Annotated in this window: 13 protein-coding genes, 1 pseudogene and 1 riboswitch; of the genes and pseudogenes, 3 read left to right on the top strand and 11 right to left on the bottom strand. The window is 70.0% G+C overall.

Going from position 1 to position 17131, the window contains the following annotated elements; all coding sequences use genetic code 11:
* Positions 1-283 precede the first annotated feature (283 nt).
* The 3 genes and pseudogenes from recA to ABF401_RS17350 all read right to left on the bottom strand — a co-directional run.
* Positions 284-1276: pseudogene (gene recA, locus ABF401_RS17340) on the bottom strand (recombinase RecA); the annotation flags it as partial.
* A 260-nt stretch (positions 1277-1536) separates the two neighbouring features.
* On the bottom strand, positions 1537-2082 hold the full coding sequence (locus tag ABF401_RS17345) for an O-acetyl-ADP-ribose deacetylase (protein WP_353510833.1): 546 nt from the start codon (positions 2080-2082) through the stop codon (positions 1537-1539).
* Positions 2079-2333 (bottom strand): DUF3046 domain-containing protein, encoded by a 255-nt coding sequence (locus ABF401_RS17350; protein ID WP_502908277.1) that lies wholly within the window; start codon positions 2331-2333, stop codon positions 2079-2081. The genes ABF401_RS17345 and ABF401_RS17350 overlap by 4 nt, the downstream gene beginning before the upstream one ends.
* Positions 2334-2479: 146 nt before the next feature.
* On the opposite strand from ABF401_RS17350, the gene ABF401_RS17355 reads away from it, so the two are divergent.
* Entirely contained in the window at positions 2480-4096 is a 1617-nt protein-coding gene (locus ABF401_RS17355) for a DUF3352 domain-containing protein (protein WP_353510834.1), read from the top strand.
* A 199-nt stretch (positions 4097-4295) separates the two neighbouring features.
* Here the strand turns inward: ABF401_RS17355 and ABF401_RS17360 are convergent, their stop codons facing one another.
* From ABF401_RS17360 to rimO, 4 genes are all read right to left on the bottom strand, one after another.
* Positions 4296-4592 carry a helix-turn-helix domain-containing protein gene (locus tag ABF401_RS17360; RefSeq protein WP_353510835.1) on the bottom strand — a complete coding sequence of 99 codons (297 nt, stop codon included), beginning with the start codon at positions 4590-4592 and terminating at the stop codon, positions 4296-4298.
* A 90-nt stretch (positions 4593-4682) separates the two neighbouring features.
* Complete coding sequence (locus ABF401_RS17365) at positions 4683-5258, bottom strand: CinA family protein (RefSeq protein WP_353510836.1); 576 nt, start codon at positions 5256-5258, stop codon at positions 4683-4685.
* Positions 5245-5907 (bottom strand): CDP-diacylglycerol--glycerol-3-phosphate 3-phosphatidyltransferase, encoded by a 663-nt coding sequence (gene pgsA / locus ABF401_RS17370; RefSeq protein ID WP_353510837.1) that lies wholly within the window; start codon positions 5905-5907, stop codon positions 5245-5247. Before pgsA ends, ABF401_RS17365 begins: the two co-directional genes overlap by 14 nt.
* On the bottom strand, positions 5907-7370 hold the full coding sequence (gene rimO / locus ABF401_RS17375; RefSeq protein WP_353510838.1) for a 30S ribosomal protein S12 methylthiotransferase RimO: 1464 nt from the start codon (positions 7368-7370) through the stop codon (positions 5907-5909). Before rimO ends, pgsA begins: the two co-directional genes overlap by 1 nt.
* Before the next feature lie 36 nt (positions 7371-7406).
* Here rimO and ABF401_RS17380 point away from each other — a divergent pair, with 36 nt between their 5' ends.
* Complete coding sequence (locus ABF401_RS17380; protein ID WP_353510839.1) at positions 7407-8588, top strand: dipeptidase; 1182 nt, start codon at positions 7407-7409, stop codon at positions 8586-8588.
* A gap of 12 nt (positions 8589-8600) precedes the next feature.
* On the opposite strand, the gene ABF401_RS17385 is transcribed toward ABF401_RS17380, so the two are convergent.
* Together ABF401_RS17385 and ABF401_RS17390 are read right to left on the bottom strand one after the other, a co-directional pair.
* Entirely contained in the window at positions 8601-9347 is a 747-nt protein-coding gene (locus ABF401_RS17385; protein ID WP_353510840.1) for an ion channel, read from the bottom strand.
* 39 nt (positions 9348-9386) lie between these two features.
* Positions 9387-12347, bottom strand: coding sequence for an FtsK/SpoIIIE family DNA translocase (locus ABF401_RS17390; protein WP_353510841.1), 2961 nt, complete (start codon positions 12345-12347; stop codon positions 9387-9389).
* Positions 12348-12826: 479 nt separating this feature from the next.
* Positions 12827-12953: riboswitch (SAM riboswitch) on the top strand.
* Positions 12954-12990: 37 nt separating this feature from the next.
* On the opposite strand from ABF401_RS17390, the gene ABF401_RS17395 reads away from it, so the two are divergent.
* Positions 12991-14409, top strand: coding sequence for an aminotransferase class V-fold PLP-dependent enzyme (locus ABF401_RS17395; protein ID WP_353510842.1), 1419 nt, complete (start codon positions 12991-12993; stop codon positions 14407-14409).
* Positions 14410-14420: 11 nt separating this feature from the next.
* On the opposite strand, the gene ABF401_RS17400 is transcribed toward ABF401_RS17395, so the two are convergent.
* Both ABF401_RS17400 and ABF401_RS17405 read right to left on the bottom strand, forming a co-directional pair.
* Positions 14421-15401, bottom strand: a complete 981-nt coding sequence (locus tag ABF401_RS17400; protein WP_353510843.1) for an endonuclease/exonuclease/phosphatase family protein — start codon at positions 15399-15401, stop codon at positions 14421-14423.
* Complete coding sequence (locus tag ABF401_RS17405; RefSeq protein WP_353510844.1) at positions 15398-17083, bottom strand: ribonuclease J; 1686 nt, start codon at positions 17081-17083, stop codon at positions 15398-15400. The genes ABF401_RS17400 and ABF401_RS17405 overlap by 4 nt, the downstream gene beginning before the upstream one ends.
* Between the last annotated feature and the right edge of the window lie 48 nt (positions 17084-17131).

Consider the following 17131-nt stretch of genomic DNA (forward strand, 5'->3'; position numbering starts at 1 on the left):
CGTTCTTTTCTCCCGGACGGTGCGAGAAGGCTACCTCACCAATGTTCCCCGTCGGTTTCGCCTCGCAGCCCAGGGTGGCCGCGATCCTTGCCGCGTCCTGCTGCAGGGATTTCTCCACATTGATGAAGTGGATCGGCGTTTTGCCGCCCACGTAGCCGTCGCCGATGAGGTAGCCAAGCAGCCTGGCGTGATCGGGCGGCACCGGCTCGGCCGAGCCGAAGCCCAGGAAGCTCCGCGGCCGTGCGACGCGGTCGCCGTGGGCGAGTTCCCCGGCGGGACGCCAGCCGCGCTCGGTCAGGACCTTATGATCTGGCGTGACCCACAGCTCGGTGCTGTCGCGCAGCCTGAGGCCTATGACCTCCTGCTCGCCCTGGTCGAACCAGGACAAGACCTCGCGTGCGCTCAGCTCGCCGTTCTTGTCGGCGGACACGACGTGGACCGGAAGCCGTCCGTCGACGATCTCCTCGATCCGGTGAGTCAGCCCGGTCACCGGGTCGAAGATCCGTGTCCCCTCGGCCAGGCACTTATTCTTTACGACCTTGACGCGGGTCCGGTTGCCAACCGCGTCGGTGCCGTCCTTGAGCGTCTCGATCCGCCGCACGTCCAGCCGGACCGACGCGTAGAACTTCAGCGCCTTGCCGCCGGTCGTCGTCTCGGGCGAGCCGAACATCACACCGACCTTCTCGCGAAGCTGGTTGGTGAAGATTGCGGTGGTCCTGGTCTGGCTCAGCGCGCCGGTGATCTTCCGCAGGGCCTGGGACATCAGGCGAGCCTGGAGGCCGACGTGGCTGTCGCCCATCTCACCCTCGATCTCCGCCTTGGGAACGAGCGCGGCAACGGAGTCGATGACCACGATGTCGATGGCTCCGGAGCGGATCAGCATGTCCGCGATCTCCAGCGCCTGCTCGCCGGTGTCCGGCTGCGATACGAGCAGCGCGTCCGTGTCGACACCCAGCTTCTGCGCGTAGTCGGCGTCGAGCGCGTGCTCCGCGTCGATGAACGCGGCGATCCCTCCGCCCTTCTGTGCGCTGGCGACGGCATGGAGCGCCAGACTGGTCTTGCCCGAAGATTCAGGTCCGTAGATCTCAACGATCCGCCCGCGCGGCAGGCCACCGATCCCGAGTGCGACGTCGAGGGCGATCGACCCGGTCGGGATGACCTCGATGGGCGGGCGCACGTCGTCGCCCAGGCGCATGACGGCGCCCTTGCCGAAGTTCTTCTCGATCTGGCCCATCACCGTGGAGAGGGCTTTGTCCTTGTCCTGCGCCGATGCCATCTCGGTCACCTATCTGCCGTCTGCGCTGCGGTCGTCTACCTTCGACCCCCAGCGACGGCTCGTCCGGTCTCGCTGTCGGGTCAGACGTTAGGCGAGGGCACCGACATCGGGCTGTTCCACGAGACGGCCTGTGGACGACGTCGAGCGTGGCGCCCCACCTGTGGATCACCCTACCGAACACGTGTTCGACGCCAAGGACAATCCCCCACGACACGCCGATACGGCTCGGCACTCTCCCCTCATGGACGGGTCTTTGAAGGTCACTCGGGACGGAGGGCACCTTCGAGCGCTCGGTCGAAAGCGGCATACGTCTCGTCGCCGAAGAGCCAGAAGCGCGACCGCTCGACGACGCCGAACTCCGCCATCGCCTCGGCCACCGCGCCGATGGCGACGCCCGCGGCCTGCTCCGCCGGGTAGCCGTAGATCCCGCACGAGATCGCCGGAAAGGCCACCACAGCGCAGTCCGCGCCGGCAGCCAGCTCGATGCTTCGTCGGTAGCACGATGCCAGCAGCGCAGGCTCCCCCGCAGCGCCACCGCGCCACACAGGTCCGACGGCATGGATGACGTGGCGTACCGGCAGTCGCCCCGCCCCCGTGATCTTCGCATCGCCCGTGTCGCAGCCGCCGAGCGTGCGGCATTCCGCCAGCAGCTCTGGACCCGCCGCCCGGTGAATCGCCCCGTCCACCCCGCCGCCGCCCAGGAGCGACCGGTTGGCCGCGTTGACGATGGCATCCGCCTCCGCGTCGGTCGTGATGTCGCCTCGGAGCAGCTCGATGCCGTATGCCGCTGGGCTCGTTTCCGTCATGGCTTGCCTCCCGTCTGCCCTCCTTGGGCACCTCGCGCCACTCGCGCGCTGCGGCCGAGGCGGCGCTCCGGAGGGACGTCCATGTCGTCGCAGAGAGCCTCCCAGACGGCGCGTGGTGGCTCGCCCTGCTCGAGAGCCTCGAGCACGGTGCGCCCGCCGAGCGCACCCAGCACGTGGTCGCGGGCCAGCGACCCGGCGTAGGCCTCGCCGAACTCGTCGTTCATCAAGGTCCAGAAGTGGCTCATCCGCACGAGCCGAGTCTGCCACCGAAACCGGGAACCACCATGGCGCGAATCGTCGTCTGACCGTTGCCAAACCCGGCTGAGCAGGCGGCGAAGAGACCGGTAGGGTCGTCTCGTTCCGCGACAGCGGGCTCGATCCAACCAGGGGAAGTCAGATGAACCAGCCGACCGACGGCACCATGCCCGACAACGACCCGTCCCAGCCGGCCCAGAGTGGTCCGATGTCGTACACCTTCCCCGGGGCCACCGAACCGGTCGAGCTCACGGACCCATCATCGGGTGTGGGCGATGCCGGCTCCGCTGCACCGCCGCGCCGGAAGACGAACCGGGCGCTTCTCGTCGGCGGTGTTGCCACCGTCCTCGCGCTCGGGGTCGGTGGTGCGGTCGCCATCCAACAGCTCAGTGGCAGCGGCCCGCGTCCATCCGAGGTCCTGCCGGGCGACACCTTTGGCTACGTCCAGGTCGACATTGATCCCTCCGCCGGCCAGAAGCTCGCGGCGGTGCGCTTCCTCGGCAAGATCCCCGAGATCAAGGACCTCGAGTCGGGCGACGCCCGCAAGAAGCTGTGGGACCTCGCCGTCGCCGAGTCGGAGGAGGACTGCGTCAAGGACTTCGACTTCGCGCGGGACATCGACCCGTGGCTCGGTGACCGCGTCGGCGTGGGGCTGCGCCCGGGCGGCACCGCTGACGAACCCAACGTCGTCGCGGCCCTGCAGGTCAAGGACCAGGACCAAGCCCTGTCGACGCTCGGCCGCCTCGCGGACTGCGGCGACGGAAGCGATGCGCTCGACCTCCGAGCCAAGGACGGGTACGTCCTCCTCACCGCGCACGGGCAGGGCGACGCCACTCTTGCGGCGATCGACAAGGGCACTCTGTCGCAGAACGGGACATTCACTGGCGACATGACGGCCCTCGGCGAGCAGGGTGTCGCGGCAACGTGGTGGGACATGGGGCCCGCCGCCAAGGAGCTGTCTTCGGCTGAGGTCCTCGGCGTGCCGGCCTCCGAGGTCCCACAGGACCTCCAGGGACGGGTCGCCGCGGCACTGCGCTTCGATCCCGGCTACGCCGAGATCGCCGGGATCGCCCGTGGATTCAGCGGTGCCCAGTCGGTCCAGCCCGTGGACGGTGACCTGTCCGAGCTCACCGACCTACCCGATGACACGCTGGCTGCGGCGCACTTCTCCGGCGGGGCGCAGCTGCTGGACCAAGCCTGGCCCCAGCTGAAGAAGCAGATCGACAGCCTCACTTCGTCCAGCGGCATGGATGACCCGCTCGGCGAGATCGAGGACCAACTGGGCCTCGCCCTACCGGACGACCTCAAGGTGCTCCTCGGCAGCTCCTTCACGCTCAGCCTGCCGGACCAGGAGTTCGGCAGCGATGTCCCCGCCCTCGGCGTCAAGGTCGTGACGAGCGACGCCAAGCGCGCGGAGGAGGTTGTGACGACGATCGAGGATGCGGGCGGCGCGGCAGGCATCCTGACGAAGAGCGTCGACGGAGGCAAGCTCTACGTCGCCACCACCCCGGACTACGTCACCCGGCTCAAGTCCGGCGGCAACCTCGGTGGCACGGACGGCTTCAAGGCCGCCCTCGGCGACGCGACCGACGCCGACTACGCCGTCTACGTCGACCTCGACCGGCTCGAGAAGCTCTACCTCGGGGACGTCGACGGCGATGCGCGCGCGGCGGTCGAGGCAATGCGCTCAGTCGGGATCTCGTCCACGGTGACCGGTCAGGGTGAGGCCAAGTTCGCGCTGCGCCTCGTCGCCAACTGAGCAACCGCCGGTCGCCAAGGCGATCCCGCCTCCGGTCGAGTGTGCAGTTGGCGCCCGGCGACAACTGCACACTCGACCAGGACGGGAGCCGCCGCCCCTTCCGGGGCACCCGTGGACGCGGGCCGACCGGCCAGCTCTTGGTCGAGTGTGCACTCCGCGCCCGGCGCCAACTGCACACTCGAGTCAGACGGGGAGCCCATCAGGCAGCTGACGCAGCGACGACCTCTGAAGGGACGGGCAGCGTGACGGTGGGGGCGAGGCCCTCGGACTCGGCCATGCGGCTCGAGACGTCGATGAGGACCTGGGAAAGCGGCAGATCGAGGGCGCCGCAGATGGAGGCGAGCAGCTCGGAGGAGGCTTCCTTCTCGCCCCGCTCCACCTCACTGAGGTAGCCCAACGACACGGAAGCGGTTGCCGAGACCTCACGCAGCGTGCGCCCCTGTGCGCGCCGGCGCTCTCGGAGGACGTCTCCGAGCTCACGTCGCAACAGGGTCATGCCGTCCTCCTCCAGTGGTCGTATCCGTCGTCGTGTCCGTTGGTCACGTGCGTGAAGCACGGCCGCTGTTCCTACCGTACCGCCTGCCCGTCAGGACGGCGCAGCGGTTTGACCGTCCGCGTCGTGAGCCGGGTCGCACGGCATCGGGCTCCCGCCCAACCCGGCGGACTCGGTCATGACCTCGAGGGCGAGCTCGAGAGCGGCCGCCGCTGCACCTCTCCGCACGTCGGCGCGCGTCCCGTTCAACCGCAGCTCCCTCGTGACTGTTCCCCTCGGTCCCGCGACGGCGACGTGGACGGTGCCTGCCGGCTTCCCCTCGGCGGGTCCAGGCCCCGCCACACCCGTCGTCGAGACGCCCCAGGTCGAGCCGACCCGCTGCCTCACCCCCTCGGCCATGGCGCGGGCCACGCGCGGGTCGACGGTCCCCGCCTCGGCAACGACTGACGCCGGGACACCGAGCAGCGCAACCTTGACGTCAGCGGCATACGCCACGATGGCGCCGCGGAGGACGACCGAGGCCCCGGGGGTGTCCGCGATGGCGGCCGACACGAGTCCGGCCGTCAGGGACTCCGCGCACGCGACCGTCTCACCCACTGACGTGAGGTGAGTGACAATGCGCTCCGATACGCTGCGGCCGTCGGTCACGGCGCCCTCAGGGCAGACCATCCGAGCGCCCCGCGGCCCTCGCCGCACGCCGCACCCGGGTCCGCTCACTGTTCTCTCGCAGGGTCAGGGCCTGGAAGACGTAGTCGACCCCCGAGACAACGGTGACGACGAGGGCGGCCCCGAGGATCCCGTGGGCCACCCAGGTCCAGACCTCAGGGAAGGGAAAGACCCACAGCGGCAGGGTGAGACCCCCGAGTGCGAAGGTCTGGAGCATCGTCTTGAGCTTGCCGCCGCGTCCAGCGGGGAGCACGCCGTGGCGGATGACGAGAAAGCGGAGCAGCGTGATCCCGATCTCGCGCACGAGGATGACGATCGTCACCCACCACCAGATCAGCCCGAGCACCGACAGGCCGATGAACGCGGTGCCGGTGAGCGCCTTGTCCGCGATCGGGTCCGCGACCTTGCCGAAGGTCGTGATCTGGCCATTGCGGCGAGCGAGTCGCCCGTCGATGCCATCGGTCACGGCCGCGATCGCGAAGACGACCCAGGCCCAGAACCGCCACCACGGATCGGCTCCGCCGTCATGGAACAGGAGCACGGCGTAGACCGGCACGAGCAGGAACCGGAGCACGGTCAGCGCGTTGGGGATGTTCCAGTCCGTGGGGCGCGGCGAGGGACCCTCACCGTGTGGCAACAAGGGCGGCTCCATTATCGCGACTCCGCGACGAGGTCGATGCCCTCGGTCGCCACGACGACGGCGCGTACGAGGTCGCCGACTGCTGGCTGCCGCCCGTCGGAGGCCTCCACATAGGTGACGCCATCGACGTCGGGACCCTGGAACGCCGCTCGTCCGAGGACGCGCCCATCCTCGGCGTCGACCTCCTCGACGAGGACCTCGACCGCCTCGCCGATCCGCTCCTCGGCGCGCTGCGCGTTGAGCTCCTCGACGAGACGCGTGACGCGGTCGACGCGCTCGGCGACGACCTCGGACGGCAGCTTCTCGGTGAGGGTCTCCGCCTCGGTCCCGTCCTCGTCGGAGTAGCCGAAGACTCCGACCACGTCGAGCCTCCCCTCGGTGAGGAAGGCCTCGAGCTCCTCGACGTCCCCGTCCGTCTCACCCGGGAAACCGACGATGACGTTGCAGCGGATCCCCGCCTCGGGAGCAGACGCCCGCACCCGTGCGAGCAGGTCGAGGAACGCCTCGCGAGAGCCGAAGCGGCGCATCCGCCGCAGCACCGGCTCGGACGCGTGCTGGAAGGAGATGTCGTAGTAGGGCACGACGCCGGGAGTCCGCGCCATCGCCTCGAGCAGCCCGGGCCGGATCTCGGCAGGCTGGAGGTAGCTGACCCGCACCCGCTCGATCCCGTCGACGGCGGTCAGCTCCGGCAGCAACCTCTCGAGCAGCCCGAGGTCCCCGAGATCCTTCCCGTAGGAGGTGGAGTTCTCGGAGACGAGGAAGAGCTCCTTGACGCCGCGGGCCGCCAGCCAGCGGGCCTCTGCGACGACGTCGCCGGGCGGCCGGGAGACGAAGGCCCCCCGGAACATCGGGATCGCGCAGAACGAGCACCGACGGTCGCACCCCGAGGCGATCTTGAGCGGCGCCCACGGGCGACCGTCCAGGCGGGCCCGGACCACGCGCGGCCCGCTCGCGGGTGCGCGACCCGGCTCAGCGGCATACGGCATGGTGTTGTGGCCGGGAAGCGTCACCTGCGCGGCCACGTCCTGCCGTGCCACGGGCGAGAGGGGAAGAAGGCGTCGCCGGTCGCCCGGCACATGGCTCGGCACGTGGCCACCACCGAGGATCGTGCGCAGATGCGTCGAGAGGTCCCGGTACGAGTCGAAACCGAGGACCGCATCAGCCTCCGGGAGCTGGTCGGCCAGGTCCCTGCCGTACCGCTCGGCCAGGCAGCCCACCGCGACGACGGCCCGAATGCGGCCGTCCTCCTTGAGGTCCGAGGCCTCGAGCAGGGCATCGATGGAGTCCTTCTTGGCCTGCTCGACGAAGCCACACGTGTTGACGACCGCCACATCTGCGTCCGCGGCGTCGTCGACGAGCGTCCACCCCTCCGCCTCCAGCCGGCCGGCCAGCTCCTCCGAGTCCACCTCGTTGCGGGTGCACCCCAAGGTCACGAGGGCGACACTCCGGGTCGAGGCCGCGGTGGGAGGGGTCATGCGACCACTCTAGATGGGCCGGTGTTCAATGGCTGAATGCCCGATTCGCTGGCCCGTGCCCATGCGCTTCTCGCCGAGCACCCGCTGATGGACGGCCACAACGACCTCCCTTGGGAGGTCAGGGTGCAGGCCGGATACGACTTCGAGCGCCTCGACATCGCCAAGCGGGTGGCCTCGACGGTCACGGACCTGCCGCGCCTCCGGGCCGGCGGTGTCGGGGGGCAGTTCTGGTCCGTCTTCGTGCCGAGCAGCCTCCAGGGCGACGCGGCCGTGACCGCCACGCTCGAGCAGATCGACGGCGTCCACCACATGATCAGGTCGTATGCCGCTGAGCTCGCTCTCGCACGGACCGCTGCGGACATCGACGTGGCCAGGTCCCAGGGGCGGATCGCGTCCCTCCTCGGCGCGGAGGGTGGCCACTCGATCGGGTGCTCACTGGCCACGCTGCGCGGGCTGCACGTCCTCGGAGTGCGGTATCTCACGCTGACGCACAACGACAACGTGCCGTGGGCGGACTCCGCCACCGACGTCCCAGCCGTGGGCGGGCTCACGGCGTTCGGGCGCGAGGTGGTGCGCGAGCTGAACCGGATCGGGATGATGGTCGACCTCAGCCACGTCGCGGCATCGACGATGCGACAGGCCATCGAGGTGAGCGCCGCCCCGGTGATCTTCAGCCACTCCTCCGCCCGGGCGGTGTGTGACTCACCGCGCAACGTCCCCGATGACGTGCTCGAAACCCTCCGGGACAACGGCGGCGTGTGCATGGTGACCTTCGTCCCCGATTTCGTCTCCCCGGCCACGGCGGAGTGGCGCGTCCAGGCTGTGGCCGCCGCTGCGGAACGCGGCGTCGATGCCAAGGACTGGGTCGCGTTCCACCGCTTCGCCACCGAATACCGGCGCGAGCACCCGAAGCCGGAGGCGACCATCGCGGACGTCGTGGCCCACCTCGAGCACGTGCGTGAGGTCGCGGGCATCGACCACGTGGGTATCGGTGGGGACTACGACGGCACCGACACGTATCCGGTGGGGCTCGAGGACGTGAGTGGTTACCCGCGACTCGTCGCCGCGCTCGTCGAGCGGCGGTGGTCAGATGCGGACCTCGCGCAGCTCGTGCGTGGCAACACCATCCGGGTCATGCGCGACGTTGAGGCCGTCGCCCGCGACCTGCAGGAGACGCGGCGACCGAGCCTCAGGACGATCGCAGAGCTCGACGGCTGACTGGCCCGCTCGTCATTGGCGGAAGCGGGCGATGGTGAGGCCGACCAGTCGGGCGACGACGAGCGCGACGTAGAGCATTCCCGTCATCATCTGGAGCATGACGAACGAGCGCGCATGCGGCGTCACCGCCGAGATGTCCGATAGGCCGGTAGACGTCATCGTCGTGATGGACAGGTAGAGCAGCTGGTACCACGAGCGCTCACCCGGCACGGCCTCGCCGTAGATGGTGAAGGAGTGCGGCCAGATCATCTGGACCGCGACGTAGAGATACGCGAAACCCCACGCGACCACCGTGAACGTCGCGCCCGTGGCGTAGAGCTCGTCGCGGGTCACCCAGTTGTCGGCGAACATGTACCTGAGCAGCCCGTAGCCCGTGTAGAAGTAGAAGACCGCGTGCATCAGCGAGCTCCAGAAGAGGACCTGATCGCTGTCGGGCCAGACCGCCTCGGCGATGGTCAGGGCGACGACGGGCAGGCCGATGACCGCCGCCACCCAGGTGTGCGCCGGCGTCGCCCGCACGGCGCGGATGGCGAGGAACAGCACCAGGAGGCCGACGAGGCCGAAGAGCATCCGGCCGAGCTCGCGGAAGTCGCCGAGCGTGGCGGTCTCCATGTAGGGGTAGGCGAGCAGTGCCACGAGCTGAACCGCCAGCAGCACGGCGCACGGAGTCTCGGCGAAGCCCCGACGGATCCGGTCCCATCGGCTTGGCGGCCCGGGCCGACGCGAGGTGGACGGCCACAGCTCCAGTGATGCGCTCACGACGCCGACTCTAGACCTGCAGCGGCTGCCCCCACGGGCTCACCAGCGCTCGTCCCGCCGATCCGTCAGCTGCCACGCATCCTCGGACTCCTCGTCACCCTCGGTGGCGACAGGGGTCAGGTCACCCGGCTGCCAAGCGGCCACCGGCCCGTTGGGCGGGTCGTCGAGGTCGTCTCCCTGCGCGCGGCGTTCGCCACGCTGGACGACCATCGCCGCGGTGCGCAGCTGCCCGTCCCCGGGCATCGGGTCGTATGCCGCTGGGCTGGCCGCGTTTGGCGGGTTCCCCTCCGCGGGCGCATCCTCCGCGGGCGCTCTCTCGACGACGCTCGGGTCAGCGGCGAACGGCACGGCCTCCTCGGCCGGCTCGACCGGCTCGTTGGGGTGCGGGACGTCCTCGCCGCGCAGCAACGCCAGGGTCTGCTCGAGGTCGTCCGGCCGGACGAGCACGTCGCGCGCCTTCGACCCCTCGCTCGGACCGACTACACCCCGTGACTCGAGCAGGTCCATGAGGCGTCCCGCCTTGGCGAAGCCGACGCGAAGCTTGCGCTGCAGCATCGACGTCGACCCGAACTGCGTCGTCACGACGAGCTCCGTCGCCTGCAGCAGCACGTCGAGGTCATCACCGATGTCGTCGTCGATCTGCTTCTTGGGCTGGGCGACCGTGACGTTCTCGACGTAGTTGGGTTTGAGCTGGGTCGTGACCCGCTTGACCACCTCGTGGATCTCCGACTCGTTGACCCACGCGCCCTGGACGCGCATCGGCTTGCTCGCGCCCATCGGGAGGAAGAGGGCGTCCCCCTGGCCGATGAGCTTCTCGGCTCCCGGCTGGTCCAGGACGACACGGGAGTCGGCGAGAGAGCTCGTCGCGAAGGCCATCCGGGACGGGACATTGGCCTTGATGAGACCGGTCACGACATCCACGGACGGCCGCTGCGTCGCGAGCACGAGGTGGATGCCGGCGGCCCGAGCCAGCTGGGTGATGCGGACGACGGACTCCTCGACGTCGCGGGGCGCGACCATCATCAGGTCGGCCAGCTCGTCGACGACGACGAGCAGGTACGGATACGTGGTCAGCTGCCGCTCGGAACCCGGCAAGGGCTTGACCTTGCCTGCGCGGACTCCCTTGTTGAAGTCGTCGACGTGCTTGAAGCCGAAAGCCGCGAGGTCGTCGTAGCGCTGGTCCATCTCGCGCACGACCCACTGCAGCGCCTCGGCCGCCTTCTTCGGGCTGGTGATGATCGGCGTGATGAGGTGCGGGATGCCCTCGTAGGCCGTCAGCTCCACCCGCTTGGGATCGACGAGGACGAGGCGCACCTCCTCCGGCGTGGAGCGCATGAGGATCGAGGTGATCATCGAGTTGACGAAGCTCGACTTGCCGGAACCCGTGGCTCCCGCGACGAGCAGGTGCGGCATCTTGGCGAGGTTGGCGATGACGTAGGCGCCCTCGACGTCCTTGCCGACTCCCATGACCATCGGGTGCTCGTTGGACCGGGCGGTCTGGCTCCGCAGGACATCGCCCAGGGCGACGTTCTCACGGTCGGCATTGGGGATCTCGATGCCGATGGCGCTCTTTCCCGGGATCGGGCTGAGGATGCGCACATCCGCCGAGGCAACCGCGTAGGCGATGTTCTTGGACAGCGCCGTGACGCGTTCGACCTTCGTCCCCGAGCCGAGCTCGACCTCGTAGCGGGTCACCGTCGGACCCCGCGTGAAGCCGGTCACGGCGGCGTCGATGTCGAACTGGTCGAAGACGTGGGTGAGCGACTCGACGACCTTGTCGTTCGCCTGGCTGCGCGTCTTGTGCGGGGCGCCGTGGGCCAGCATCGCGAGATCGGGCAGGTGGTAGGTCACATCGCCCTGGAGGGAGAGCTGCTCGACCCGCGCGGGCATCGTCGACGTCGGCGGCGGAGCCAGCTCCGGCTTGGCGCCGGTCTGCGTGTCGGGGGCGCCGTGGGTGCGTGGGTCGGTCGCGTCGATCGCCTGGGTGGAACCCGAGGCGCCGGCCGGGCGGGGCGCGAGGAGACCGGGGGCAGTGGGACGTTTCTCGCCCGGGCGCAGGCGCAGGGTCGGCTCGTCCTCGGCCCCCCGCATCGCGGCCTGGCGGAAGGCCTCGTCGCCCTCGCGCTCCGACAGGTCCACCGCCTTGCGCCGGCCCCGCTTGGTGCCGCCCTCGGCCGCCTCGTCCGGCGCCTGCTCGTCCTCGTGCTCACGGTGCAGCACCAGGTCGCGGAGCTGACGAAGGCGGTGTGGGATGAGGTTGACCGGGGTCGCGGTGATCACGAGCACGCCGAAGATCCCGAGGAGGATGAGGATGGCCAGGGCGCCGTACTGCGAGACCGCCGCCGCGAGCGGGCTCGACGCGAGGAAGCCGATAATCCCCCCGGCGGCCCGCATGCCATCGGCCCCGTCCGGGGGGTTGGGGATCCCGTCACTGAGATGTGCGAGACCACACGACGCGAAGGTCAGCGCGATGGTGCCGACGATGATCCGGTTCGTCGCGGCCTCGTCCTCCGGGGCGCGCAGCAGGCGCAGGCCCAACGCGAGCAGCACGAGGGGGACGGCGTAGGCGATGCGGCCGAACGTGCCCGCGAAGACCGCGTGGACGACCTGGCCGAAGGTGCCGTGGACACCCCACCACTCGCGGGCCGCGACGACGATGGCCAGGGCGATGAGGGCGAAGCCGAGCCCGTCGCGACGGTGCTCGGGCTCGAGGTCGCGCGCGCTCGTACCGACCCGGCGCACCGCACCACCAGCGACGTGGGAGACCCCCATCCAGGTGTTCCGCACGGCCCGCAACGGCAACGGAAGCCCGCCGCCCCGGGTCTTGGGTTTGGCCTTGGCCCGCGGGGCCGGCCGCTTCGTCGTGCGTCCGCCGCGTCCAGAGGTCGATCGGGGCGAGGAACCCTGGCCACGTGCAGAACCGGATCCCCGGGAACCGCTCGCGGCACGGCCCGATGCCGATGTGCTCGTGCGCGCACTGCCGGACCCACGTGTCGCCATGATGGCACGGTACGTCAACGCCACGCTGAACTCACGCGTCACACGCGCACCATGGCCAATTCGTCCGGCCGGCTCCCGGTCGAGTGTGCACTCCTCGTCCGGCCGGCTCCCGGTCGAGTGTGCACTCCGCGTCCAGCCGGCTCCCGGTCGAGTGTGCACTCCGCGTCCTGCTGACTCCCGTCCACGTGCACCGCCTCGTGCCGTATGCCGCTGGGCTCGCTTCCCGGGAGCAGCCCCCTCTTGGTCGAGTGTGCAGTTTTCGCCCGATTGTCGGAGGTCGGTCGCGGCGCGAACTGCACACTCGACGAAGGACGGCGGGCGGCGCGAACTGCACACTCGACGAAGAGGGGTGGGTGCTGGGAGGGAGCGGGTGCGCGCGAGCGAGCCCAGCGGCATACGGCATCTGTGGTGTCTCAGATGACGACACGCCGCCAGGACGCGGTGGACAGCGCGGGGGAAGCGTCCCTATCGTCGTGCCAGGTCATGAGCGCCAGCGCGAAGCCCCGGCTAGCTGGCCAGCAACCCTCCTCCGCGGTGGGGTGCTCCGGGTGACGACCAGGCCGTCCTCGCCAGGTTCGTGGTGGCGGGGCGCGGCAAGCGCGGACCTGCATCCGGTGGGTCCCCGACCCCAGGAGCCAGTGCCATGTCCGTCCTTCCGAGCACCACCACGTCCCCGTGCAACCACCGCGCACCCGTGCTGCGCAGCCGCCCCCGCGCCGAGACGACACCGTCAGCCCACCCTGCCCTGCCGGCTGTCGTCGGCGCCGACCTGCAGGTGCCCACCGTGTCGGGGACCACGAGCTACGCCAACCTCGACCACGCTGCCTCGACCCCTGCACTGGTCGCGGTCAAGGCGGCGGTCGACCGGGCGCTCGAGACCTACGCCTCGGTCCACCGTGGAGCGGGTTACGCGTCCCGGCTGACGAGTGCCTGGTACGAGGAGGCTCGTGCACAGGTGGCCCAGTTCGTCGGCGCGCGGGGCGACGACGCGGTCATCTTCACTCGGACGACAACGGACTCCTGGTCGGCGCTCTCGACGGCACTGCCGGCAGCCACCACGGTGTTCGTGTTCGCCTCCGAGCACCACTCGACCCTGCTGCCCTGGGGAGACGACCGGACCGTGCGGCTGCCCGTGCCGCGCAGCATCGAGGAGGCCCGCTCGGTGCTCCGCGCGGCGCTCCGTGACGCGGGCTCGGCGGAGCCTGACGGCGCCCGACTCGTCGTCGTGACGGCGGCGTCCAACGTCACGGGCGAGGTGTGGCCGATCGAGGACTTCGCCCGGATCGCGCACGACCACGGCGCAAGGATCGCGGTCGACGCCGCCCAGCTGTCCGGACATCGGCGCATCGACCTGGCCGGGTGGGACGTCGACTACGTCGCCTTCTCGGGGCACAAGACCTACGCTCCCTTCGGCGCGGGCGTGCTTGCGGGGCGGTCGGACTGGCTCGATGCCGGCGCCCCCTACCTGCGGGGCGGCGGTGCGACCCGCTCCGTCGGCGAGCACGGCACGAGCTGGGCGACCGGGCCTGCGCGGCACGAGGGCGGCAGCCCCAACGTCATCGGGGCCATCGCGCTCGCGGCGGCGTGCGCGACGATCGACGCCCACCGCGAGGCGATCGAACAGCACGAGTCGCGCCTCCTCGCCCGGCTCCGCGATGGTTTGCGATCAGTCGACGGGGTTGAGCAGCTGTCGGTCTTCGGCGAGGGCCACGACCGGGTGGGCGTGGTGGCGTTCACCGTCCGAGGTCTCGAGCCGTCGCTCGTCTCTCAGGTCCTGTCCGTCGAGCATGGGATCGGCGTGCGGGACGGGCGGTTCTGCGCCCACCTGCTCGTCGATGACCTGCTCGCCGAGCCGGGATCCGCCACGCCGGGCGAGGGGGTCGCCACTGCCGTTCGTGCCAGCATCGGACTCGGCACGACGGTCGAAGGCGTGGAGCGACTCATCGGTGCGGTGCGCGAGCTCGTCGAAGCCGGACCTGCAGCAACGTGGACACACGGTGACACCGGTTGGGTCGTTGCGGGCACCGACCCGCGCGACCGTGAGGTGACCCGCCCCTGGTGAGGCAGGGCCGGTCAGCGCTTCGGCAGCGAATAGACCGCCCAGATGATGCCGTGGTCCGTGCCATGGATTGCGACCTGTCCCGCCTCGACGACGGTCAGCATGCGGCTGAGCAGGTGGTCGAGCTGGACGTAGGGCGGCATGCGATGGTCGACGAAGGGCCACGTCCGGACCCAGCCCAGCCCCGCCACCCGGTGCGCATCCTGTTGGCCGGCCTCGAGGGCCCGGAACGCAGGATGCCCCTCATCGGCGTTGAAGTCGCCCGCGAGGAGGGTCGGTTCGTCACCTGACTGGCGGTCGCGCCAAGTGGCCAAGGCCCTGAGTCCGGCTCGCCACTGCTCGGTCTCGCCTGACAACGGCGCCATGACGTGCACGGCCTTGAGCCGGACCGGCGTGCCGCTGACGTCAACGACGACCTCCGGCTGAAGGCTCGGAGTGTGCTCGTCGACCGGGTCGCGACCGGTCACCTCCGTCAGGGGGAAACGCGAGTAGACCACGGTGCCGGTGAAGGAGTCCGGACGGGTCTCCCCCGCCTGCTCGATGAACCAGTCGTCGAGCCCGGACTCGCCGAGCGCCTGCTCCGCTTCCGGCGTGATCTCGGTGGCCACGAGGACGTCGACGTCGTGAGCCCGGACTGCGTCCGCGACCTGGTCCGGGTCTGCCATGCCGAACGAGAGGTTGACGGCCATGACGGTGAGGTCACGTGGCGCGTGCGGCGACGTGTGGGCGAACCAGTCCGGGAGCGCAATGGTCGCCGCGACGACCACCGCCACGGTCACCGGCAGCAGCATCCACCACCGCCGCAGCAGGGCTGTTGCGACGAGCAGGCCGAGGAGGCCCATCGCGACGAACGGGCCAGCGGTCTGCAGCACGACGATCGGCTGCGCCGTCGTGTCAACCCAGCGCGCGGCGCCCGTGGCCACGAGGACGACGAGGACCGCGCCGATGCCGAGGTCGAACCAGCGCGCTCTCGCACGCACCTCGGACCGGGTCACGCCTGGAGGACGACTGGGATGATCATCGGGCGTCGGCGGATCTTGCTGCCCACCCAGGAGCCGACAGCGCGCCGGATGACCTGCTGGAGCTGCTGGTCGTCACGAACGCCATTGGCGACGGCCTCCTCGATCGCCCGCTCCACCTTGGGGATCACCTGCCGGAAGATCTCCTGGTCCTCGACGAAGCCGCGCGCCGTGATCTCCGGGCCGGACGCGATCTTCCCGGTCGCGGCGTCGAGCACGACGATGCACGTGATGAAGCCCTCGTCCCGGAGGATGCGACGGTCCTTGAGCAGCGCCTCGTCGGCGCCGCCGATGTTGGTCCCGTCGACATAGATATAGCCGCAGTCGACGACTCCCGTGATCTTGGCGTGTCCGTCGACGAGGTCGACGACGACGCCGTCCTCGGCGAGCACGACGTTTCGCTCGGGCACGCCCGTCTGAATGGCGAGCTGGGCGTTGGCGTACATGTGGCGCCACTCCCCGTGCACCGGCATGACGTTGCGCGGTCGCACGATGTTGTAGCAGTAGAGCAGCTCGCCCGCGCTCGCGTGGCCCGAGACGTGCACCTTGGCGTTCCCCTTGTGCACGACGGTCGCACCGAGGCGCATGAGGCCGTTGATGACGCGGTAGACGGCGTTCTCGTTGCCTGGAATGAGGCTGCTGGCGAGCAGGACGGTGTCGCCCGGGCCGACATTGATCCGGTGGTCGCCGTTGGCCATCCGGGACAGGGCCGCCATCGGCTCGCCCTGCGAACCGGTGCTGATGAGCACGAGCTTGTCGTCGGGCAGGTCCCCGAAGCGTTTCGCGTCGACGAGGATCCCGTCGGGCACGTGCAGGAAGCCGAGATCGGCGGCGATCCCCATGTTGCGGATCATCGAGCGGCCGACGAAGGCGACCTTGCGGCCGGCCTTCTCGGCCGCGTCCAGCACCTGCTGGACCCGGTGGACATGGCTGCTGAAGCAGGCGACGATGATGCGCCGCTCAGCATGCCGGAAGACCTTGTCGATGGCCGGGGCGATCTCGAGCTCAGGGGTGGTGAAGCCGGGCATGTCGGCGTTCGTCGAGTCCGTCAGGAACAGGTCGACGCCCTCCTCCCCCAGCCGGGCGAAGGCACGCAGGTCGGTGATCCGGCCATCGAGCGGCAGCTGGTCCATCTTGAAGTCACCGGTGTGGAGCAGGGTGCCGGCCCTGGTGCGCACGAAGACCGCGAGCGCATCGGGGATCGAGTGGTTCACCGCCACGAACTCGAGGTCGAAGGCGCCGACCCGCTCGCGCTGCCCCTCCGCAACGGCCAGGGTGAACGGCCGGATGCGGTGCTCCTTGAGCTTGGCCTCGACGAGCGCCAGCGTCAGGGTCGAGCCGATGAGGGGGATGTCCTCCTTGAGGCGGAGCAGGTACGGAACAGCGCCGATGTGGTCCTCGTGCCCGTGCGTGAGGACGATGGCCTCGACGTCGTCGAGACGGTCCTCGAGGTAGGAGAAGTCGGGCAGGATCAGGTCGACCCCGGGATGGTGGTCCTCGGGGAAGAGCACGCCGCAGTCGATGACGAGCAACCGGCCCTGGGTCTCGAGGACGGTCATATTCCGACCGACCTCGCCGAGCCCACCGAGGGCGACGACCCGGAGGCCGTTGCCGGGCAGGGCGGGCGGATCGGTCAGCTCGGGGTGGGGGTGGCTCACAGGGTTCCTGTCGGTTGGGTGCGAGGTCAGACGAGCTGGCTGGGGCAA

This window comes from Intrasporangium sp., from assembly GCF_040414665.1.
Classification (GTDB): Bacteria; Actinomycetota; Actinomycetes; order Actinomycetales; family Dermatophilaceae; genus Intrasporangium.

Excerpts from the sequence above, each read along its gene's own strand:
- ABF401_RS17345 (WP_353510833.1), bottom strand. The coding sequence starts at position 2,082 with ATGACGGAAACGAGCCCAGCGGCATACGGCATCGAGCTGCTCCGAGGC.
- ABF401_RS17355 (WP_353510834.1), top strand. The coding sequence starts at position 2,480 with ATGAACCAGCCGACCGACGGCACCATGCCCGACAACGACCCGTCCCAG.
- ABF401_RS17360 (WP_353510835.1), bottom strand. The coding sequence starts at position 4,592 with ATGACCCTGTTGCGACGTGAGCTCGGAGACGTCCTCCGAGAGCGCCGG.
- ABF401_RS17365 (WP_353510836.1), bottom strand. The coding sequence starts at position 5,258 with ATGGTCTGCCCTGAGGGCGCCGTGACCGACGGCCGCAGCGTATCGGAG.
- pgsA (WP_353510837.1), bottom strand. The coding sequence starts at position 5,907 with ATGGAGCCGCCCTTGTTGCCACACGGTGAGGGTCCCTCGCCGCGCCCC.
- rimO (WP_353510838.1), bottom strand. The coding sequence starts at position 7,370 with ATGACCCCTCCCACCGCGGCCTCGACCCGGAGTGTCGCCCTCGTGACC.
- ABF401_RS17380 (WP_353510839.1), top strand. The coding sequence starts at position 7,407 with ATGCCCGATTCGCTGGCCCGTGCCCATGCGCTTCTCGCCGAGCACCCG.
- ABF401_RS17390 (WP_353510841.1), bottom strand. The coding sequence starts at position 12,347 with ATGGCGACACGTGGGTCCGGCAGTGCGCGCACGAGCACATCGGCATCG.
- ABF401_RS17395 (WP_353510842.1), top strand. The coding sequence starts at position 12,991 with ATGTCCGTCCTTCCGAGCACCACCACGTCCCCGTGCAACCACCGCGCA.